We start from the raw sequence: 18213 nt of genomic DNA, 5'->3' as shown, positions 1-18213 counted from the left end.
CATCAGTTGACGCTGTAACCTCGCCCCGCCAGACACGCGCCCATCGAGCGACGATACAGATCGACCACGTCGGGCGGCGGCTGGCCGGTGACATTGGTCGGGTCGAAACCGCTTTGCTCCGCAGCCCAGCGGTAGCACTGGTATTTATCCAGCTCGACCTGCTGCGGGCTCTGCCCGTTTGCAGGGTAGGCCACCGGATCGTAGCCATTGCCCTGCTGTTCGGCCGGCGGAGCCTGATACACGGCTTCGTTCTGCGGCGGATTGACCACCACGTAGTCCTGACTGTCCGGCTGGTAGGCGTAATAGGTGCCAGCAGCCAGAAACAGCAGGCTGCTGCCGATCCATACTTCCTGAGAGTAGGACGGTAGTCTGCTGACACGCACGCCGTAGGGCGGTGTCACCACGACATAACGCGGGCCTTGCGGGCGATACCAGTAGCCACCCGAGTAGTAATAGTCCTGACCACGATAGGGAATACGCGAGTAGCCACCCGGTACGCGATCTATCGCATAGCCAGGCCGATATTGCGGACCTGGCCCCCAGCCATTGCCGTGCCCGTCGGGACGCCCTTCCCAACGGTCATTGGGGCGACCGTTGCCGGCCTGCCAGTTGCGGTTGTTGCCGCGTGGAATGTCCTGGTAATAGCCCTGACGCGGCGGCTGGGTTTGCCACGCCTCTTTCGGGCCGCTCTGGATCGGCAGGTTGTCCTGGGCTTGGCGCAACTGCTGACGCTGCTGGTTTTGCTGCTGCTGAATCTGGCGCTGCTGATCACGCTGTTGCTGCTCGATCTGCTGTTGCTGCTGGCGCTCGGTGTTGCGCTGCTGAAGCTGCTGTTGCTGGATCTGCTGCTGTTGCTGACGCTCGACCTGACGCTGCTGATTCTGCTGCTCCTGAATCTGGCGTTGCTGATTGGTCTGCTGCTGGTTGATCTGCTGTTGCTGCTGACGCTCGACCTGGCGCAGCTGGTTTTGCTGCTGTTGGATCTGCCGCTGCTGGTTGATCTGCTCTTGAGCACGCTGCTGTTGCTGCTGACGCTGCTGCGCGTTTTCACCGGAGCTGCCGTAAAGCGGATTGCGCGGTGGTTCATCACGTTCGTCGGCCAAAGCCTGAGCACCGATGCTCAGACACAACAGACTTACACCCGCAAACTGCCAGATGCCAGATTTCATGCTTTCCTCACTAGAGCGCGGGTTGACGTCATTAAGACTGTTTAAGCGTAGCGCCGTTCTGCGCACTTTATCAGCAGACAAAGAAAAGGGGACCAAATGGCCCCCTTGAGATACTTCGTCCTGGCGCAGCGCTTTTGACGCTGGCTCACCTCATGCCGTCTTCTGGACAATATGTAGCCCGGGGGCCTGACACACCCTATTGGGTGGAAGGCCGCGACTGGCCTGATTCGGCGGGTCGCGCTGGACGCTGTGTCCGGGCAGTGATTCTGTTTAAAAGAATAGGCCTGAGGCTAAGGCAGAAGATTGCTAATATTGCGGATTAAAACATTACTTGCGCAATTTTTGACTTCAGATGAATAATCCAGCGCAATTGAATTGATAATGGGGTGCATCGTGAGCAAGCTCGACAGATACGACCTGAGCATTTTGGCTGAATTGCAACGGGACGCACGCATATCCAACCAGGAATTGGCCGAACGCATTGGTCTGTCGCCGTCACCCTGCTCGCGCCGGGTCAAGCAACTGGAAGACGACGGTTACATCGTGCGCCAGGTTGCCCTGCTGGATCGCAAGAAACTGGGTCTGAACCTGACCGCCTACGTGCTGATCGGCATGGACCGACACACCCCCGAGCGTTTCGAGAACTTCGAGCAGCAGATCCGCAACCTGCCTCAGGTACTGGAATGCAGCCTGGTGACCGGCATGGACGCGGACTATCAACTGAAAGTGGTGGTGCCGGACATGGATCACTATCAGAAACTGCTGTTGGGCCATCTGACCCGCATCGAAGGCGTGACCAGCGTCAAATCGAGCTTTGTGCTCAATCAAGTGCTGGCCAGCACCGAAATGCCGCTGACTCACCTGCGTAACTGAGCGGGCACCTGCGTCACAGTTTTGCGGCGACTTCCCTGTACTGGCCCTGATCCAGGCCCTCCAGCGTCCAGTCGCCAATCCTGACCCGCACCAGCCGCAGGGTCGGCAAACCGACGGCAGCGGTCATGCGCCGCACCTGTCGATTGCGCCCTTCCTTGATCACCAGCTCCAGCCAGCTTGTCGGCACGCTCTTGCGAAAACGCACGGGCGGGTCGCGCGGCCAAAGTTGCGGTTCATCGAGCTGCCGCGCTTCGGCGGGTAAGGTCGGCCCGTCGTTAAGCTGGACACCGTCGCGCAACTGCTGCAACTGCTCATCGCTCGGCTCGCCTTCGACCTGCACCCAGTAGGTCTTGGCCAGCTTGTGCTTGGGATCGGCAATGCGCGCCTGCAACTGGCCGTCGTTGGTCAATAGCAGCAAACCTTCGCTGTCGCGATCCAGGCGCCCGGCCGGATAGATGCCGGGGATCTTGATGAAGTCCTTGAGCGTGGCCCGCCCCTCCTCATCGCTGAACTGGGTCAGTACATCGAAAGGCTTGTTGAACAGGATCAGCTTCGGCTCGGCCGGTGGCGCTTTGGCGACACGCCGGGCAGCACTTGCCGGTTTGGGGGCAGGACGGCGGGAATCGGGGCGTTGGGTGCGGGACATGAGAATTCGGCAATCGGAAAACAGAAAGGGCCACTTTAGTAGCCCTTTGTGCAAATACCAATCTATTAACGGCAAGCCATCAACGGAATGGCGGCTCGTCGAAGCTGCGCAGTTTGCGTGAGTGCAGCGAGTTCAGCTCGGTGCGCAGCAGGTCCAGCGCAGCGATGCCTATCTTCAAATGCTGGCTGACCGCACGCTCATAGAACGCATTCGCCGAACCCGGCAGCTTGATTTCGCTGTGCAGCGGCTTGTCGGATACGCACAGCAAGGTGCCGTAAGGCACACGCAGGCGATAACCCTGAGCGGCGATGGTGCCGCTTTCCATGTCAACTGCCACTGCGCGCGACAGGTTGATCAGCGGACGTTCCTGAGCCCAGCGCAGTTCCCAGTTACGGTCGTCATAGGTCAACACCGTGCCGGTGCGCAGGCGCTTCTTGAGCTCTTCGCCGCGCTCGCCGGTAATCTGCGCAGCCGACTCCTGCAAGGCCAGTTGCACTTCGGCCAGGGCCGGAATCGGAATATGCGGAGGCAGCACACGGTCGAGAATCCCGTCGCGACGCATGTAGGCGTGAGCCAGCACGTAATCGCCGATGGTCTGCGACTGACGCAGGCCGCCGCAGTGACCGATCATCAGCCAGCAATGCGGACGCAGCACGGCGAGGTGATCGGTGATGTTCTTGGCGTTGGACGGGCCGACGCCGATATTGACCAGCGTCACGCCGTGACCGTCTTCGGCGATCAGGTGGTAAGCCGGCATCTGATAGCGGTGCCAGACCACGCTGGCGACGATGGCCTGGGCTTCGTCCTGGCCCATGCTCTTGTCGACTACCACGTTACCCGGCAGGACCATGCGCACGAAACGCGGGTCTTCGCGGAGTTTTTCCAGGCCGTGCAGAATGAACTGGTCGACATAGCGATGGTAGTTGGTCAGCAGAATCCACGGCTGCACATGGCGCCAGTCACTGCCGGTGTAATGCACCAGACGGCGCAGCGAGAAATCCACCCGCGCAGCGTCGAACAGCGCCAGTGGCAGCGGGTCGACGTTGGCCCAGTCGTAAAGGCCGTCGGCAATGCCATCGGTGGCAGCCGACAGGTCGGTGCTCGGGAACACCCGTGCCAGCGCCGCAGCGGTGACGCCCGTGCCGGCCAGCTCATCGCCCTGCTCGACCACGTAAGGATAAGGAATGCTCTGCTCGCTCATGCCGACTTCGACCGTTACGGTGAAATCGTTCATCAGCGGGACAAGTTGTTCGAGCAGGTATTTTTTGAAGGCCTTGGGCTGCGTGACGGTGACGCTGTAGGTGCCCGGCAGCTGCACCTTGGCGTAGGCACGCGTGGTCACCGGCACTTCGCCCTGGCATTTGTAGACCAGGCGCAGTTCCGGGTAGCTGAATTGCGCGCGCTCTTCGGCGGTGGGTTCGACGCGGTCTTTCAGGTAGCGCTTGAGCGCCTGACTCAGCGCACTGGTGGCGCGTTCATGCAGCTCGGCGAGCCGTTCTACAGCCTGCTCGGCGGTGTCGACAACAACAAAGGCTTGGGTCACGATTCATGTCCTGTCTGATCTTGCAGACGTGCATCGTAACGGGTTCGCGTGCTCATGCCACCTGCGGCGAGGACCTTTGCAGCAATGTTTCTACGTCAACGCCCTTGGGCAATGCGCCATACACCCGCCCGCCGGACACCAGTCGACCGGCAATGAAGCCGTCACTGACCGCCGCGTTACCCGCTTCCAGCAGCAACTTGCCCTGCAAGGCGATGGCGATGTCTTCGGTCAGTTGACGGGCGCGGTACTGGATGTCGCCGGTGTCCCGAAACGCGACCTTGAGCTTGTCGATGTGCGCCGCGAGATGCCGATCGCCATGCCCGTCGCCCAGTTCGTCGAACAGCGCGTCGAGCGCGCCGGGCTCTTTGGACAGGGTTCGCAGCACATCCAGGCATTGCACGTTGCCGGAGCCTTCCCATGTCGAGTTGACCGGCGCTTCGCGGTACAAGCGAGGCAGAATGCTGTCCTCGACATAACCGGCGCCGCCCAGGCACTCGGCGGCTTCGTTGATCATGGCCGGGGCGCGCTTGCAGATCCAGTATTTGCCCACTGCCGTGACCAGGCGCACGAAACGCTTTTCGTGATCATCATCCTGGTGGTCAAGCGCGCGCCCCATACGCAGGGTCAGGGCCAGCGCGGCCTCGCTTTCCAGTGCCAGGTCAGCCAGCACGTTCTGCATCAACGGCTGCTCGGCGAGCAACCGACCACTGACCGCACGGTGCGCGCAATGATGCGTTGCCTGGGTCAGCGCCTGACGCATCAGGGCACTGGAGCCGATCATGCAGTCGAAACGGGTCATGGCGACCATTTCGATGATGGTCGGCACGCCGCGCCCTTCCTCACCGATCATCCATGCCAACGCGCCGCGAAACTCGACTTCGCTGGAGGCGTTGGACCAGTTGCCGAGCTTGTTTTTCAGGCGCTGAATGTAGAACTCGTTACGCGTATCGTCCGGCCGGTGGCGCGGCAGCAAAAAACAACTGAGGCCCTTGTCGGTCTGCGCCAGGGTCAGGAAGGCATCGCACATGGGCGCCGAGCAGAACCACTTATGCCCGACCAGTTCGTAGGCCTGGCCGGGGCTGCCTGCCCCCACCGGGAACGCACGTGTGGTATTGGCGCGCACATCGGTGCCGCCCTGCTTCTCGGTCATGGCCATGCCGATGGTCGCGCCGTTCTTGTGCGCAATGCCCACGTTGCGTGGATCGTACTCAGTCGACAGCACCTTGGGCAGCCAGATTTCAGCCAGGTCCGGTTGCAGCCTGAGCGCAGGCACGCTGGCGAAGGTCATGGTCAGCGGACAGCCGCTGCCGGGGTCTGCCTGCGTGTGCAGATAACTCATCGCCGCGCGTGCGACATGCGCACCGGGCTGCGGATAGGTCCATGGCAACGATGGGATGCCGTGCTCGATGGCAGCGCTCATCAACTGGTGATACGCCGGGTGGAATTCGACCAGGTCGATGCGATGCCCGTAGCGGTCATGGCTGGCAAACTCGGGCTTGTGCTGGTTGGCCAGAAAGCCCGCTGCCATCAGCGGGCCACCTGCCAGCGCACCATAGGCGTCGATACGCGGCTGCGCCCAGCCCGCCCCGAATCGGCTGCTCCATTCCTGAAGCGGCACGTCGATACGGTAAAGGTTTGCCCCGTCGAGCGGCGGCGGTTGATTGGTGACTTCGTGGGTTTCGGCGAATTGATTCAGGTTCATGAGTCATCTCCTGCCTGCGTACACACGCAATATGCACACAGTGAATCACGCACCCGCCCCTCGCAAAAGTGCCGTAGCCGCCTAACCGCCGGCGCTTTCAGCTAATGACGCTATAAGGCCGCTTATATGCCCCATTGAGCCTTGAGTTCAGGCGCCCTGCGCACCGCGCCCGGCACGACCATCAGCATCGGGACGCTCAGTGTGAAACAGCTGCCCTTGCCGGGCTCGGAACGATGACTCAGCTCGCCGCCCTGCAGCTCGACCAGTTTCCGGCAGATCGCCAGGCCGATACCGAGCCCGCCGTATTCTCGAGTCATGGAGCCGTCGACCTGAAAGAAATGCTGATACAGCCGGGCTTCGTCCAGGCGGCTGAAGCCGATACCGCTGTCCATCACTTCGACCCGCAGGTAGAGGCGCTCCAGGTCTTGCGGATGACCACTGAAGCGCACCTGCACAGCACCCTTGCGGGTGAATTTGATCGCGTTGTCCACCAGACACTCGATGCACTGGTAGAGCTTGCTCGCGTCGCCGCGAAGGTTCGGCGGCAGTTTATCGTCCAGATCGAGCGTCAATATCAGGCCTTTGGCCTGAGCCGCACCGCTGAAGCGCTCTTCCAGCCTGTAGGCCAGATCCTCGGGCGCAAACGACTCGCAGTCGGCGTACAGCACACCGGCCTGCAGCTCGGTGAGGGTCAGGATGCCATTGATCATGCTCATCATGTCGCGCGCCGAACTGGCGGCAGTTTGCTGATACATCTCGAGTTCGTCGTCCATGTCCAGCGTCTGCATGACCTCCAGCGACCCGATCACGCCGTTCATCGGCGTGCGCAACTCATGGGTGAGCGTGGCGAGGAACTCGTCCTTCAGCCGGTTGCTGTTGGCCAGTTGCTGGTTGAGACGTTCAAGATCCTGACCGGCAGCCAGCAAGGTTTGCGCCTGTTGCCGGCGGGCGTGGTTGATACGGTCGGCCAGCGCCATCGACAGGAAGGCCATCTCCAGCACCGTGCCGATGTGCGAGGCGTACATGGTCAGGAAGGTATTGGGCAGATAGCCGAGCAGCATCAAGCCGAAGATCAGTCCGCTGACCATGAACACCGACCAGGCGAGCACAAAATAGCGCCCGACCCTTTCGCCTTTGACGACCGCAACGATACCCGCCAGATAGATCGTCAGGGCGCCTGCCATGACCAGCTGAGCCGCGCCGCGCAGGGCCGGCCCGTAGCTGAGGAACAAGGCCATGCCCATGACCAGTACGGCAGCGCCGATGACCGCCAGCAGCAGGCGGTCCAGCCAGCGGCTCAATTGTGCCGTACCCAGAAAGCTGCGCGAAAACTGGCAGGCGAATAACGTCGCCAGCGATATCAGGAAGGGGGTCGACGCATTCGCCCACCAAGGGCTGTCAGGCCACAGGTATTCGATGGCAACGCCGTTGATCGACATCTGGTAAAGCCCGAACGAGGCGACGTAAAGCAGGTAATACAGGTAATCCACCTCGCGAACGCTGAGGTAGATGAACAGGTTGTAGACCAGCATGCCCAGCAGCACGCCGTAGATCAGACCGAAGACGTAAACCTTGCTGGGCTGCGCGTCCAGATAGGCGTGGGTGGACCAGAGGTAGAGCGGTGCCTGAACAGCGCCTTCGCTGCGAATACGCATGTACAGGGTTCGCGTCTGGCCAGGCGGCAGGTCCAACTGAAAGAGGTAGTTGTTCTGGGCGAACTGACGGCTGGAGAACGGCAGCATATCGCCGGTATGCCAGGCTCGAGTCGGCTGCCCGTCAGCATCCGGGCCGTAGAAGTCAATGTGGTCCATTGGCGGATAGGCCAGTTCCAGCAGCCAGTCGTTATGAATGCTGGCATCTGTGGGGCGATACGTCAGCTCGACTTTCAGCCAGAAGGCGGAACGTGAATAACCGGCGTTGAAGGTTCCGGCAGGCACGGGCTGAAAGGCACCGGCGTGAGAGGCGGCGCTGACGCTTTCGATGGTCGCCTCGCCGGTCGGGTCCTCGAATACCTGAATGGCACGGCCCAACGACAGAAAACGAGTGTTTTCATCAAACTCGACTGCATGACTCTGCAACGGCAGCCAAAGAGCCAGAATGATCAACAGATAGCGCATTGAAGCCCCAAGGTAGGTCGTCGCGTTCAATCCATCCATTGATTACGACGTCCCGCAAATTTCTATCCTTGAAACAGGCTAATGATTCAAACACACCATTGAACGTGCACATGTACCGGCAGACATCAATAAACAACCGAACCGTCACTCGTCAGCCTTGCCAATCAAGCATAGCCGCTAATAGCTTAAAGACAGTATCGCGATCAAAATCAAGGTAATAGCTCTGTATCGGTGACTGCAGAGCAAACATGAGTACTTTTTAAGGTTTTGTCGAGCCTGCGGTTGTCGCCGCTTGACCTTGATCCACAAGAAAAAACCGGCACCCCGAGCGGCCCGCGAAAGGTTTAGTGATAAGCTCGCGCACCATGAATATCTATAGCTCCCGCCCCGTAGTCCTTTGCCTGTCCGGCCACGACCCTAGTGGCGGCGCCGGTATGCAGGCCGATATAGAAGCCCTGCTCGCCCAAGGCTGCCATGCCGCTCCGGTGATTACCGCGCTCACCGTGCAAGACACCGTGAACGTCAGTGATTTCCGCGTGCTGGATCGCGAGTGGGTGATGGCGCAAGCCAATGCAGTCCTCAATGATTCGAGCGTAGCAGCCGTCAAGCTGGGCATGCTGGGTTCGCTGGAAATGGTCGACACCGTAGTCAATCTGCTTCTGGCTCACCCGCATCTGCCCATGGTCTGTGACCCGGTGTTACGCGCTGGCGGCGGCGGCAGACTGGGCAAGGACGAAGTCGGCTACGCCATGCGCGAGCGCCTGTTGCCGCTGTCGACCATCGCTACGCCGAACCTTCCGGAGGCCCGCATCCTCGCCGAGCTGCCCGAAGGCACTGCGGATGAATGCGCTGACAGACTACTGCCGTTTTGTGAATATCTGTTGATCACTGGCGGTCATGGTGATGAACAGCAAATCCATAACCGCCTGTACCTGCGTGGCGGTCAGACCCACACCTTCGTCTGCGAACGTCTGCCCGGCAGTTACCACGGCTCTGGCTGTACCCTGGCCAGCGCACTGGCCGGGCGCATCGCTCAGGGGCAGGAACTGGTCAGCGCGGTGAAGTCGGCACTCGACTACACCTGGCGGACCCTGAGGGATGCCGAACAGTTGGGCCGGGGGCAATTCGTGCCACGTCGGCTGCCGCTGGATTTTTGCTCGTAACACATCGCCATGAGGGTCGATTCATGAAACTGCGTGGCCTGTATGCCATTACCGACAGCCAGTTGCTGTCCGGAAAATTCCTGTCGTACGTCGAAGCTGCGCTGGACGGCGGCGTGACGCTGCTGCAATACCGCGACAAGAACAGTGACGAGTCCCGCCGTCTGCGCGAAGCGACCGAACTGCTCAAACTCTGCGAACGCTACAAGACCCGGCTGATCATCAACGATGACGCTGAGCTGGCTGCGCGCCTGGGGGTAGGCGTGCACCTGGGGCAGTCGGACGGCTCGCTGCCCGATGCCCGCGCCCTGCTGGGGCACAAGGCGATTGTCGGGGCTACCTGTCATGGCCGCGTGGAATTGGCCGAGCAAGCCAAGGCTGATGGCGCGACGTACGTGGCATTTGGCAGGTTCTTCAATTCACAGACCAAACCCGGTGCCCCCGCCGTACCGCTGGACCTGATCGCTCAGGTGCGTGCCCGGGTCCACCTGCCGATCGCGGTGATTGGTGGCATTACCCTGGAGAACGCGCCGCAACTGGTCGAGCACGGCGCCGACCTGCTCGCCGTGGTGCACGGTTTGTTCGGCGCTGAAAATACCCAGGAAGTGACACGCCGGGCAAAAGCTTTCACGGCGCTGTTGTAGAGCGGAATCGTTGTGGGCGCGAGCCGGGCGATGCTTCGCTTGCTCGCGAAGGCGATGGTTTAGACCCGCTATTTTCGGGGCCTGCATCGCCCCCTTCGCGAGCAAGCTCGCTTCCACAAGTACGTGGATCCTCATTCGCAGCCGCGCTTCATTTGATATAGTGCGTGTTCCTGCGCCTTCTCTGGCTCATGCCACCCAATAAAGCAGCCCACCCTGAAGCTGCCCGCCTCGGCTGACCCCAGCGTAGACACGAATTCCCCGTTTCAAAGCAGAGACCCGATCATGTCCCGTTCCGAAACACTGTTCGCCAACGCCCAAAAACACATCCCCGGTGGCGTCAATTCGCCGGTTCGCGCCTTCAAGAGCGTGGGTGGCACGCCGCTGTTCTTCAAGCACGCTGCGGGCGCCTACGTGACTGACGAAGACGACAAGCGTTATGTGGATTACGTCGGCTCCTGGGGCCCGATGATTCTTGGCCATAGCCACCCCGACGTGCTCGATGCCGTGCGCAGCCAGCTGGAACACGGCCTGTCCTACGGCGCACCGACGGCCATGGAAACCGAAATGGCCGACCTGGTCTGCGAACTGGTGCCGTCCATGGAAATGGTCCGCATGGTCAGCTCGGGCACTGAAGCGACCATGAGTGCGATTCGCCTGGCCCGTGGCTTCACCGGCCGCGACAGCATCCTCAAGTTCGAAGGCTGCTACCACGGTCACTCCGACAGCCTGCTGGTCAAGGCAGGCTCCGGCGCGCTGACCCTGGGCGTGCCCAGCTCGCCCGGCGTACCTGCGGCCTTCGCAAAACACACCCTGACCGTGCCGTTCAACAACCTCGACGCCGTGCGTGACCTGCTGGCCGAAGTGGGTCAGGAAGTAGCGTGCATCATCGTCGAGCCAGTGGCTGGCAACATGAACTGTGTGCCGCCCGCGCCTGGCTACCTGCAAGGCCTGCGCGACCTGTGCGACGAGCACGGCGTGGTGCTGATTTTCGATGAAGTGATGACCGGTTTTCGCGTAGCCCTCGGTGGCGCCCAGGCTTACTACGGAGTAACGCCCGACCTGAGCACCTTCGGCAAGATCATCGGTGGCGGTATGCCGGTCGGCTGCTTTGGCGGCAAACGCGAAATCATGTCGCATATCGCACCGCTCGGCCCGGTCTATCAGGCCGGCACCCTCTCGGGCAACCCGCTGGCAATGGCGGCCGGCCTGACCACCCTGCGCCTGATCAGCCGCCCCGGCTTTCACGACGAACTGAGCGACTACACCCGCCGCCTGCTCGAAGGTCTGCAACAGCGCGCCGATGCCGCAGGTATCCCGTTTGTGACGACTCAGGCCGGCGGCATGTTCGGTCTGTACTTCAGCGAAGCCGAAGAAATCGTCACGTTCGAAGACGTGATGACCAGTGACTCCGAGCGCTTCAAGCGCTTCTTCCACCTGATGCTGGACGGCGGCGTGTACCTCGCGCCGAGCGCATTCGAAGCGGGTTTCACTTCTATCGCCCATGGCGATGCCGAGCTGAAACTGACTCTGGATGCCGCAGAAAAAGCATTCGCTGCGCTGAAATAAGCTCGTCAGGCATCACTCGCGCAGGGTGTCAGTGAACCGGCGCGAGTGATGGCTACGAATGAAACTGAACGTTAAGTCCGTATTTTGCTTCTACAATGCAATGCGAACACTGCACATACAGGCTGACGACAACCCTCTTTCAGGTAATCCGCCCGAAAAAAGGACGTTTTAAAGCCGTGCAGCAGAAAATCCGTAAAGACTTTGTAAGGTTGGCTCTGCTTATTTCATAATGCGCAGCCAGCACGTTTAGCTGGTCGGGCATGCCCGCACCTTTTTCAGAGGTAAGTCGACTCCCATGAACCGCACCGGCCGCACCCTTGTATTGGGCTGCCTGTTGCTTGTCTATCCCCTGCTGGCAAGTGCCGGCGGCAACTCGTTGTTAGTCCCGGCGATGGGTCGTTGCACCCTCAATACCCAGCCAGAGAACCTGCCTGCAGCGCTTGAAGCCTGCCAGCAGGCCGCCAAGGGTGGGGACGCGCAGGCGCAGTACGAGTTGGGTGAGTTCTATTACGAGGGCAAAAATGCACCTCGCGATTTGCCGCAGGCGCTGAATTATTTCGAGCAGGCTTCACTGCAGGGCCATGCCCAGGCGCAGTACCAATTGGGCTTGATGTTCAGCCGTGGCGAAGGTGTGCAGGCCAACAACATTCAGGCCTACGTCGTGCTGAAAATGGCCGCGGTCAATGGCTCGGAAGAGGCGCTTGACGCTGCCGACGAAGTCTCGGCAAAGATGCCGCGTGACGAGCTCGAAGTGGCCACTCAGGTACTGGGGCAGATTTTCCGCAAGTACCTGCTTGAACTGCAGACCGCCGAAGGGCGCAGTCCTTTCTCTCCGTTGCCCTGATCAAGAATCTTTCAGGGCAATCGCGATTCACACCTGCAACGCTTACTTTTCCGGCATCGGCATGGGGAACGGCATCACATTACTGGTGCCGCGCGCTTCGCTGATCTTCGGTGTGCCCATGCGTTCGACTTCATCGATGCGCACAATCGAATGCATCGGCACAAAACTGCGCACCACGCCTTCGAACTGGGCCTTGAGCTTCTCTTCGCTGGGATCCACCACAACGGTCGTGCGCTCGCCGAAGACGAATTCTTCAACTTCCAGAAAGCCCCACAGATCACTTTGGTAGATCTGCTTGGCGTACATCTCGAACACCTGTCCCTGGTTGAGGAAAATCACCTTGTAGATTGGAGCTTCGCGTTTGGTCATAACGGGCGGGTAACGATCAGAGATGAAAAAGGGGCACGGACTATAGCATGTCCGCCCGCCTCGTCGGACAGCCGACGCTAGGAACCCGAGCCCTTCATCCTTATAATGCGCGGTTCACTGACACGGTTGATCATCACGCATGGCCAAAAAGCTTTATATCGAAACCCACGGTTGCCAGATGAACGAGTACGACAGCTCGCGCATGGTCGACCTGCTGGGCGAACATCAGGCCCTGGAAGTCACCGCTCGCGCGGAAGACGCCGACGTGATCCTGCTCAATACCTGCTCGATTCGTGAGCGCGCCCAGGACCGGGTGTACTCCCAGTTGGGCCGCTGGCGTGAGCTGAAGCTGGCCAATCCGGAAATGGTCATCGCTGTCGGCGGCTGCGTGGCCAGCCAGGAAGGCGCAGCCATTCGCGATCGCGCGCCCTACGTGGACGTGGTGTTCGGCCCGCAGACCCTGCACCGCCTACCGGAAATGATCGACGCCGCACGCGTGACCCGCTTGCCGCAGGTCGACGTCTCGTTCCCGGAAATCGAAAAATTCGACCACTTGCCCGAGCCGCGCGTCGATGGCCCGAGCGCGTACGTGTCGGTGATGGAAGGCTGCAGCAAATACTGCACGTTCTGCGTGGTGCCCTACACCCGCGGCGAAGAAGTCAGTCGTCCGTTCGACGATGTGCTGAGCGAAGTGATCCACCTGGCCGAAAACGGCGTGCGTGAAGTCACCCTGTTGGGGCAGAACGTCAATGGTTATCGCGGCACCACCCACGACGGCCGCGTTGCTGACCTGGCGGACCTGATCCGCGTAGTCGCCGCCGTCGATGGCATCGACCGCATTCGCTACACCACTTCGCACCCGCTGGAATTTTCCGACAGCCTGATCCAGGCCCACGCGGAAGTGCCGGAGCTGGTCAAACACCTGCATTTGCCTGTGCAGTCGGGCTCCGACCGCATTCTGGCGGCCATGAAGCGCAACCACACCACGCTGGAATACAAGTCCCGCTTGCGCAAGCTCAGGGCCGCGGTGCCGGGCATCAGTATCAGTTCCGACTTCATCGTCGGCTTCCCCGGCGAGACCGAAAAAGATTTCGACAACACCATGAAGCTGATCGAGGACGTGGGTTTCGACTTCTCGTTCTCGTTCGTCTACAGCCCGCGTCCGGGCACGCCCGCTGCGGACCTCAAGGACGATACGCCGGAAGCGCTGAAGAAAGAGCGACTGGCCGCGCTGCAACATCGCCTGAACCAGCAGGGTTTCGAGATCAGCCGGCAAATGGTGGGCAGCATCCAGCGCATTCTGGTGACCGACTACTCGAAGAAAGACCCAGGCGAACTGCAGGGTCGCACCGAGAACAACCGGATAGTCAATTTCCGCTGCGACAACCCCAAATTGATCGGGCAGTTTGCCGATGTACACATCGATGATGCGCAGCCTCACTCGTTGCGCGGCTCGCTGCTACAGTAAAGCTTGAGTGTCGCCGCAGAAACGAATCGCCGAATGAATTCGTTTCTGCGCGGTCCCTACCATTGAGCACGGTGAATCCCTGGCGCAGCCTTTAACAAGGCAAAGCTTTCGCACAACCAGCGCTAGGGGTATTCTTCAATACATCTCAATTGCCGCCGGACGGCCATTAAACGACCTTGAACGCACCCATAGAACCTCATCGTTTCACCCTCGAGCCTTTCGAGGCCCATCGTTTCGCCAACTTGTGCGGGCAACTCGACGAGCACTTGCGCCTGATCGAGCAACGCCTGGACATTGAGATCCGCAATCGCGGCAATCAATTCGAGCTCATTGGCGACCCCAAACAAAATCATTCCGCCGAGAACCTGCTGCGCCGTTTGTACCGGGAAACCAAAGGTACCGAACTGACGCCGGACATGGTCCACCTGTTCCTTCAGGAATCGGGGGTGGACGGCCTGGACAATCACCCTGCCGCCGAAGTCGGCGTCTCGCTGCGCACCAAAAAGGGCATGATTCGCCCGCGCGGCCTGAACCAGCAGCGTTACGTCAAGGAAGTCCTCAGCAACGACATCAACTTCGGCATCGGCCCTGCGGGTACCGGCAAGACCTACCTGGCGGTGGCATGCGCGGTGGATGCACTGGAGCGCGAGCAGATTCGACGCATCCTGCTGGTGCGCCCGGCGGTCGAGGCTGGCGAGAAGCTGGGCTTCCTGCCCGGCGATCTGGCGCAGAAGATCGACCCGTACCTGCGCCCGCTGTATGACGCGCTGTACGAGATGCTCGGTTTCGAATACGTCGCCAAGCTGATAGAGAAGCAGGTCATTGAAGTGGCACCGCTGGCTTACATGCGCGGACGCACCCTTAATAACAGCTTCATCATTCTCGACGAAAGTCAGAACACCACCGTCGAGCAGATGAAGATGTTCCTGACCCGTATCGGCTTCGGCTCCACGGCCGTGATCACTGGCGATATCACCCAGGTCGACCTGCCCAAGGGCACTCGCTCCGGGCTGACGCATGTCATTGATGTGCTCAAGGATGTGCCGGGCATCAGCTTCACGCATTTCAAACCCAAGGATGTGGTTCGCCACCCGTTGGTGCAGCGCATCGTCGAAGCCTACGAGCGTTTCGACGACCGCCTCAGCGATGGTCCGTCGGGCAACAACAGTTACCCACGGGACAAACACCGCGATGCTTGAGCTGGACCTGCAGATTGCAAGCGAGACAAGCGCCCCTGACGAAGCCCGATTCCGCCTCTGGTGTGAAATGGGCTTGCGTCAGCGCAGTGCCGACTCCGAGCTGACCATCCGCCTGGTTGACGAAACCGAAGGCCGTGAGCTCAATAACACCTGGCGACACAAAAATTACGCAACAAACGTGCTTTCATTCCCGGCGGACGTTCCAGACGACATGCTGGACATCCCGTTGCTGGGCGATCTGGTCATCTGTGTTCCGGTTGTCAACCGTGAAGCCGTTGAACAAGGCAAGTCCATCGACGCGCACTGGGCGCACATGGTCATTCATGGCTGCCTTCATCTGTTGGGTTACGACCACATTGATGATGAAGAAGCCGAAGAAATGGAAGCACTGGAACGAACGTTGCTTGAGGAGCTGGGCTATCCCGATCCTTACGCTGACGACGAAAGTGCCGACCTTCCCCATTCAGACACACCAAGCAAGGACCACGAGTAAGGGCTATGAGCGAAGACCGATCGAGCAACGGGCAAAAGTCATGGTTGGGTAAACTGACCCAGGCCTTTGTCCATGAGCCGAAAAACCGCCAGGAGCTGCTTGAGCTGCTGCGCGAAGCCCACCAGAACAAACTGCTGGACAGCGAAGCGCTGGCCATCGTCGAGGGCGCCATTCAAGTGGCTGACCTGCAAGTGCGCGACATCATGGTGCCGCGCTCGCAGATGATCAGCATCAAAGCGACCCAGACACCCCGTGAATTTCTGCCTGCGGTCATCGATGCTGCGCACTCGCGCTATCCGGTGATCGGCGAGAGCCACGATGACGTGCTCGGTGTGCTGTTGGCCAAGGATCTGCTGCCGCTGATCCTCAAGGCCGACGGCGACAGCGATGACGTCAAGAAGCTGCTGCGTCCGGCCACCTTTGTGCCCGAGTCCAAGCGTCTCAACGTGCTGCTGCGCGAGTTTCGCGCCAACCACAACCACATGGCCATCGTCATTGACGAATACGGCGGCGTGGCGGGTCTGGTGACCATCGAAGACGTGCTGGAACAGATCGTCGGCGATATCGAAGACGAGCATGACGTCGAGGAAGACAGCTACATCAAACCGCTGCCCAGCGGCGACTTCCTGGTCAAGGCCCTTACGCCGGTCGAGAATTTCAACGAATTCTTCGACAGCACGTTCTCGGACGACGAGTTCGATACTGTGGGCGGTCTGGTGATGAATGCCTTTGGCCATCTGCCCAAGCGCAACGAAATCACTGAAATCGGTGCCTATCGTTTCCGCATCCTGAGCGCTGACAGCCGTCGCATTCATTTGCTGCGCGTGACGCCCATTTCACGTCCGTAAACACTTGATGCTGCTTTAAGGAATCTACATGCGCTGGATAACCCGCCCCGGCTGGCCCGGTAACCTGCTGGCCCTGGCGGCTGGCGGGCTCACGACCCTGGCCCTGGCGCCTTTTGACATCTGGCCTCTGGTGCTGGTGGCAGTGGCGATGTTCTATCTGGGCTTGCGCGACCTGAACCCGCGCCAGGCACTGGCCCGCGGCTGGTGCTATGGCTTCGGTCTGTACGGCGCCGGCACCAGCTGGATCTACGTCAGCATTCACACCTACGGCGGCGCGTCCGTGTTGCTGGCAGGGCTGTTGATGCTGTTGTTCATCGCCGCCATTGCCCTGTTCTTCGCCCTGCCCGCCTGGGTCTGGGCGCGCTGGCTGCGTCGCAATGAGGCACCGCTGGCCGATGCGCTGGCCTTCGCAGCGCTATGGCTGTGGCAAGAAGCGTTTCGCGGCTGGTTTCTCACCGGCTTCCCGTGGCTCTATTCCGGCTACAGTCAGCTCGACGGCCCAATGGCCGGGCTCGCCCCCGTCGGCGGCGTATGGCTGATTTCGTTCTCGCTGGCGATGACTGCTGCACTGTTGTGCAACCTGCACCGCCTGCGTGCACGCAAATCGTTTCTGGCCATGGGCGTGGTGCTGTTGCTGGCCCCGTGGGTCATCGGCCTGGCCCTCAAGGGGCACGCCTGGACATCGCCGTCCGGCGCGCCACTGAAGGTCGCGGCAATGCAGGGCAACGTCGAACAAAGCATGAAGTGGGACCCGCAAAAGCTCAACGATCAGTTGGCGCTGTACCGCGACATGACCTTCCGCTCGCAGCAGGCAGACCTGATCGTCTGGCCGGAAACCGCCGTGCCGGTACTCAAGGAAAGCGCAGAAGGCTATCTGTCGATGATGGGCAAGTTCGCCTCGGACCGCGGCGCGGCGCTGATCACCGGCGTACCGGTACGCGAACCGACCGGGCGCGGTGAGTATCGTTATTACAACGGCATCACGGTCACGGGTCAGGGTGACGGCACCTACTACAAGCAGAAGCTGGTGCCGTTCGGTGAATACGTGCCGCTGCAGGACCTGCTGCGCGGGCTGATTTCCTTCTTCGACCTGCCAATGTCGGACTTCGCGCGCGGACCGAACGATCAGGCGTTATTGCAGGCCAAGGGTTATCACATCGCGCCGTTCATCTGCTATGAAGTGGTCTATCCAGAGTTCGCCGCTGGCTTGTCGGCACAAAGCGACCTGCTGCTGACGGTCAGCAACGACACCTGGTTCGGCACCTCGATCGGCCCTTTGCAACACTTGCAGATGGCCCAGATGCGCGCGCTTGAAGCGGGCCGCTGGATGATCCGGGCAACCAACAACGGCGTGACCGCGCTGATCGACCCGTTCGGCAAGATCACCGAGCAGATTCCGCAGTTCGAACGCGGCGTGCTTTACGGCGAAGTGGTGCCCATGCATGAACTCACGCCGTATCTGCACTGGCGCTCGTGGCCGCTGGCGATTGTCTGCCTGCTGCTGTTTGGCTGGGCGTTGATGGCGGCACGGATTTCCAAGACCGTGTGACTGCACGAAGCCGGTTTCATCTG

The 18213-nt window shown here is 60.5% G+C and carries 17 protein-coding genes; 11 read left to right on the top strand and 6 right to left on the bottom strand.

The window, feature by feature from the left end; translation table 11 throughout:
- Positions 1 to 2 precede the first annotated feature (2 nt).
- Positions 3 to 722: a DUF6515 family protein gene (locus tag JOE34_RS10170; protein WP_209995651.1), complete on the bottom strand. Its 720-nt coding sequence runs from the start codon at positions 720 to 722 to the stop codon at positions 3 to 5.
- Here JOE34_RS10170 and JOE34_RS10165 point away from each other — a divergent pair.
- Together JOE34_RS10165 and JOE34_RS10160 are read left to right on the top strand one after the other, a co-directional pair.
- Entirely contained in the window at positions 714 to 1214 is a 501-nt protein-coding gene (locus tag JOE34_RS10165; RefSeq protein ID WP_209995649.1) for a hypothetical protein, read from the top strand. The two genes, JOE34_RS10170 and JOE34_RS10165, sit on opposite strands and share 9 nt — an antisense overlap.
- 336 nt (positions 1215 to 1550) lie before the next feature.
- Complete coding sequence (locus JOE34_RS10160; RefSeq protein WP_003419292.1) at positions 1551 to 2042, top strand: Lrp/AsnC family transcriptional regulator; 492 nt, start codon at positions 1551 to 1553, stop codon at positions 2040 to 2042.
- A gap of 13 nt (positions 2043 to 2055) precedes the next feature.
- On the opposite strand, the gene JOE34_RS10155 is transcribed toward JOE34_RS10160, so the two are convergent.
- The 4 genes from JOE34_RS10155 to JOE34_RS10140 all read right to left on the bottom strand — a co-directional run bounded on the left by JOE34_RS10155 (position 2056) and on the right by JOE34_RS10140 (position 8050).
- On the bottom strand, positions 2056 to 2688 hold the full coding sequence (locus JOE34_RS10155) for a pseudouridine synthase (RefSeq protein ID WP_024662850.1): 633 nt from the start codon (positions 2686 to 2688) through the stop codon (positions 2056 to 2058).
- A gap of 79 nt (positions 2689 to 2767) precedes the next feature.
- Positions 2768 to 4231 (bottom strand): AMP nucleosidase, encoded by a 1464-nt coding sequence (gene amn, locus JOE34_RS10150; RefSeq protein ID WP_003392026.1) that lies wholly within the window; start codon positions 4229 to 4231, stop codon positions 2768 to 2770.
- A gap of 52 nt (positions 4232 to 4283) precedes the next feature.
- Positions 4284 to 5933 (bottom strand): acyl-CoA dehydrogenase family protein, encoded by a 1650-nt coding sequence (locus tag JOE34_RS10145; RefSeq protein WP_161421383.1) that lies wholly within the window; start codon positions 5931 to 5933, stop codon positions 4284 to 4286.
- A 122-nt stretch (positions 5934 to 6055) separates the two neighbouring features.
- The gene (locus tag JOE34_RS10140) at positions 6056 to 8050 is read right to left on the bottom strand and encodes a 7TM diverse intracellular signaling domain-containing protein (protein WP_161421419.1); all 1995 of its coding nucleotides are present in this window, start codon (positions 8048 to 8050) and stop codon (positions 6056 to 6058) included.
- Positions 8051 to 8415: 365 nt separating this feature from the next.
- On the opposite strand from JOE34_RS10140, the gene JOE34_RS10135 reads away from it, so the two are divergent.
- From JOE34_RS10135 to JOE34_RS10120, 4 genes are all read left to right on the top strand, one after another.
- Positions 8416 to 9213 carry a hydroxymethylpyrimidine/phosphomethylpyrimidine kinase gene (locus JOE34_RS10135; protein ID WP_010418089.1) on the top strand — a complete coding sequence of 266 codons (798 nt, stop codon included), beginning with the start codon at positions 8416 to 8418 and terminating at the stop codon, positions 9211 to 9213.
- Positions 9214 to 9236: 23 nt separating this feature from the next.
- The gene (thiE, locus tag JOE34_RS10130) at positions 9237 to 9854 is read left to right on the top strand and encodes a thiamine phosphate synthase (RefSeq protein WP_003313864.1); all 618 of its coding nucleotides are present in this window, start codon (positions 9237 to 9239) and stop codon (positions 9852 to 9854) included.
- A 282-nt stretch (positions 9855 to 10136) separates the two neighbouring features.
- Complete coding sequence (hemL, locus tag JOE34_RS10125; RefSeq protein ID WP_003392017.1) at positions 10137 to 11420, top strand: glutamate-1-semialdehyde 2,1-aminomutase; 1284 nt, start codon at positions 10137 to 10139, stop codon at positions 11418 to 11420.
- A gap of 295 nt (positions 11421 to 11715) precedes the next feature.
- Positions 11716 to 12264, top strand: a complete 549-nt coding sequence (locus tag JOE34_RS10120) for a tetratricopeptide repeat protein (RefSeq protein WP_003313867.1) — start codon at positions 11716 to 11718, stop codon at positions 12262 to 12264.
- 42 nt (positions 12265 to 12306) lie between these two features.
- On the opposite strand, the gene JOE34_RS10115 is transcribed toward JOE34_RS10120, so the two are convergent.
- Positions 12307 to 12633 carry a DUF1820 family protein gene (locus JOE34_RS10115; protein WP_003313868.1) on the bottom strand — a complete coding sequence of 109 codons (327 nt, stop codon included), beginning with the start codon at positions 12631 to 12633 and terminating at the stop codon, positions 12307 to 12309.
- A 139-nt stretch (positions 12634 to 12772) separates the two neighbouring features.
- Here JOE34_RS10115 and miaB point away from each other — a divergent pair, with 139 nt between their 5' ends.
- From miaB to lnt, 5 genes are all read left to right on the top strand, one after another.
- Positions 12773 to 14101, top strand: a complete 1329-nt coding sequence (gene miaB, locus JOE34_RS10110; protein ID WP_003368786.1) for a tRNA (N6-isopentenyl adenosine(37)-C2)-methylthiotransferase MiaB — start codon at positions 12773 to 12775, stop codon at positions 14099 to 14101.
- Positions 14102 to 14277: 176 nt separating this feature from the next.
- Entirely contained in the window at positions 14278 to 15300 is a 1023-nt protein-coding gene (locus JOE34_RS10105) for a PhoH family protein (RefSeq protein ID WP_003313870.1), read from the top strand.
- Positions 15293 to 15793: an rRNA maturation RNase YbeY gene (gene ybeY / locus JOE34_RS10100; protein WP_003313871.1), complete on the top strand. Its 501-nt coding sequence runs from the start codon at positions 15293 to 15295 to the stop codon at positions 15791 to 15793. Before JOE34_RS10105 ends, ybeY begins: the two co-directional genes overlap by 8 nt.
- Positions 15794 to 15798: 5 nt before the next feature.
- Positions 15799 to 16641, top strand: coding sequence for an HlyC/CorC family transporter (locus tag JOE34_RS10095; RefSeq protein ID WP_003368790.1), 843 nt, complete (start codon positions 15799 to 15801; stop codon positions 16639 to 16641).
- A 28-nt stretch (positions 16642 to 16669) separates the two neighbouring features.
- Positions 16670 to 18190 carry an apolipoprotein N-acyltransferase gene (gene lnt, locus JOE34_RS10090; protein ID WP_122220237.1) on the top strand — a complete coding sequence of 507 codons (1521 nt, stop codon included), beginning with the start codon at positions 16670 to 16672 and terminating at the stop codon, positions 18188 to 18190.
- The last annotated feature ends 23 nt before the right edge of the window (positions 18191 to 18213 follow it).

The organism is Pseudomonas sp. PvP028 (genome assembly GCF_017832255.1).
GTDB lineage: Bacteria > Pseudomonadota > Gammaproteobacteria > Pseudomonadales > Pseudomonadaceae > Aquipseudomonas > Aquipseudomonas syringae.
Note: the sequence above shows the minus strand (reverse complement) of the source record. Positions and strands in the feature narration are given on the sequence as shown.

What these genes read in the sequence shown, in the direction of transcription:
- JOE34_RS10160 (WP_003419292.1), top strand. Translation starts at nt 1,551, where the DNA reads ATGGGGTGCATCGTGAGCAAGCTCGACAGATACGACCTGAGCATTTTG.
- JOE34_RS10155 (WP_024662850.1), bottom strand. Translation starts at nt 2,688, where the DNA reads ATGTCCCGCACCCAACGCCCCGATTCCCGCCGTCCTGCCCCCAAACCG.
- JOE34_RS10145 (WP_161421383.1), bottom strand. Translation starts at nt 5,933, where the DNA reads ATGAACCTGAATCAATTCGCCGAAACCCACGAAGTCACCAATCAACCG.
- JOE34_RS10140 (WP_161421419.1), bottom strand. Translation starts at nt 8,050, where the DNA reads ATGCGCTATCTGTTGATCATTCTGGCTCTTTGGCTGCCGTTGCAGAGT.
- JOE34_RS10135 (WP_010418089.1), top strand. Translation starts at nt 8,416, where the DNA reads ATGAATATCTATAGCTCCCGCCCCGTAGTCCTTTGCCTGTCCGGCCAC.
- thiE (WP_003313864.1), top strand. Translation starts at nt 9,237, where the DNA reads ATGAAACTGCGTGGCCTGTATGCCATTACCGACAGCCAGTTGCTGTCC.
- hemL (WP_003392017.1), top strand. Translation starts at nt 10,137, where the DNA reads ATGTCCCGTTCCGAAACACTGTTCGCCAACGCCCAAAAACACATCCCC.
- JOE34_RS10120 (WP_003313867.1), top strand. Translation starts at nt 11,716, where the DNA reads ATGAACCGCACCGGCCGCACCCTTGTATTGGGCTGCCTGTTGCTTGTC.
- JOE34_RS10115 (WP_003313868.1), bottom strand. Translation starts at nt 12,633, where the DNA reads ATGACCAAACGCGAAGCTCCAATCTACAAGGTGATTTTCCTCAACCAG.
- miaB (WP_003368786.1), top strand. Translation starts at nt 12,773, where the DNA reads ATGGCCAAAAAGCTTTATATCGAAACCCACGGTTGCCAGATGAACGAG.
- ybeY (WP_003313871.1), top strand. Translation starts at nt 15,293, where the DNA reads ATGCTTGAGCTGGACCTGCAGATTGCAAGCGAGACAAGCGCCCCTGAC.
- JOE34_RS10095 (WP_003368790.1), top strand. Translation starts at nt 15,799, where the DNA reads ATGAGCGAAGACCGATCGAGCAACGGGCAAAAGTCATGGTTGGGTAAA.
- lnt (WP_122220237.1), top strand. Translation starts at nt 16,670, where the DNA reads ATGCGCTGGATAACCCGCCCCGGCTGGCCCGGTAACCTGCTGGCCCTG.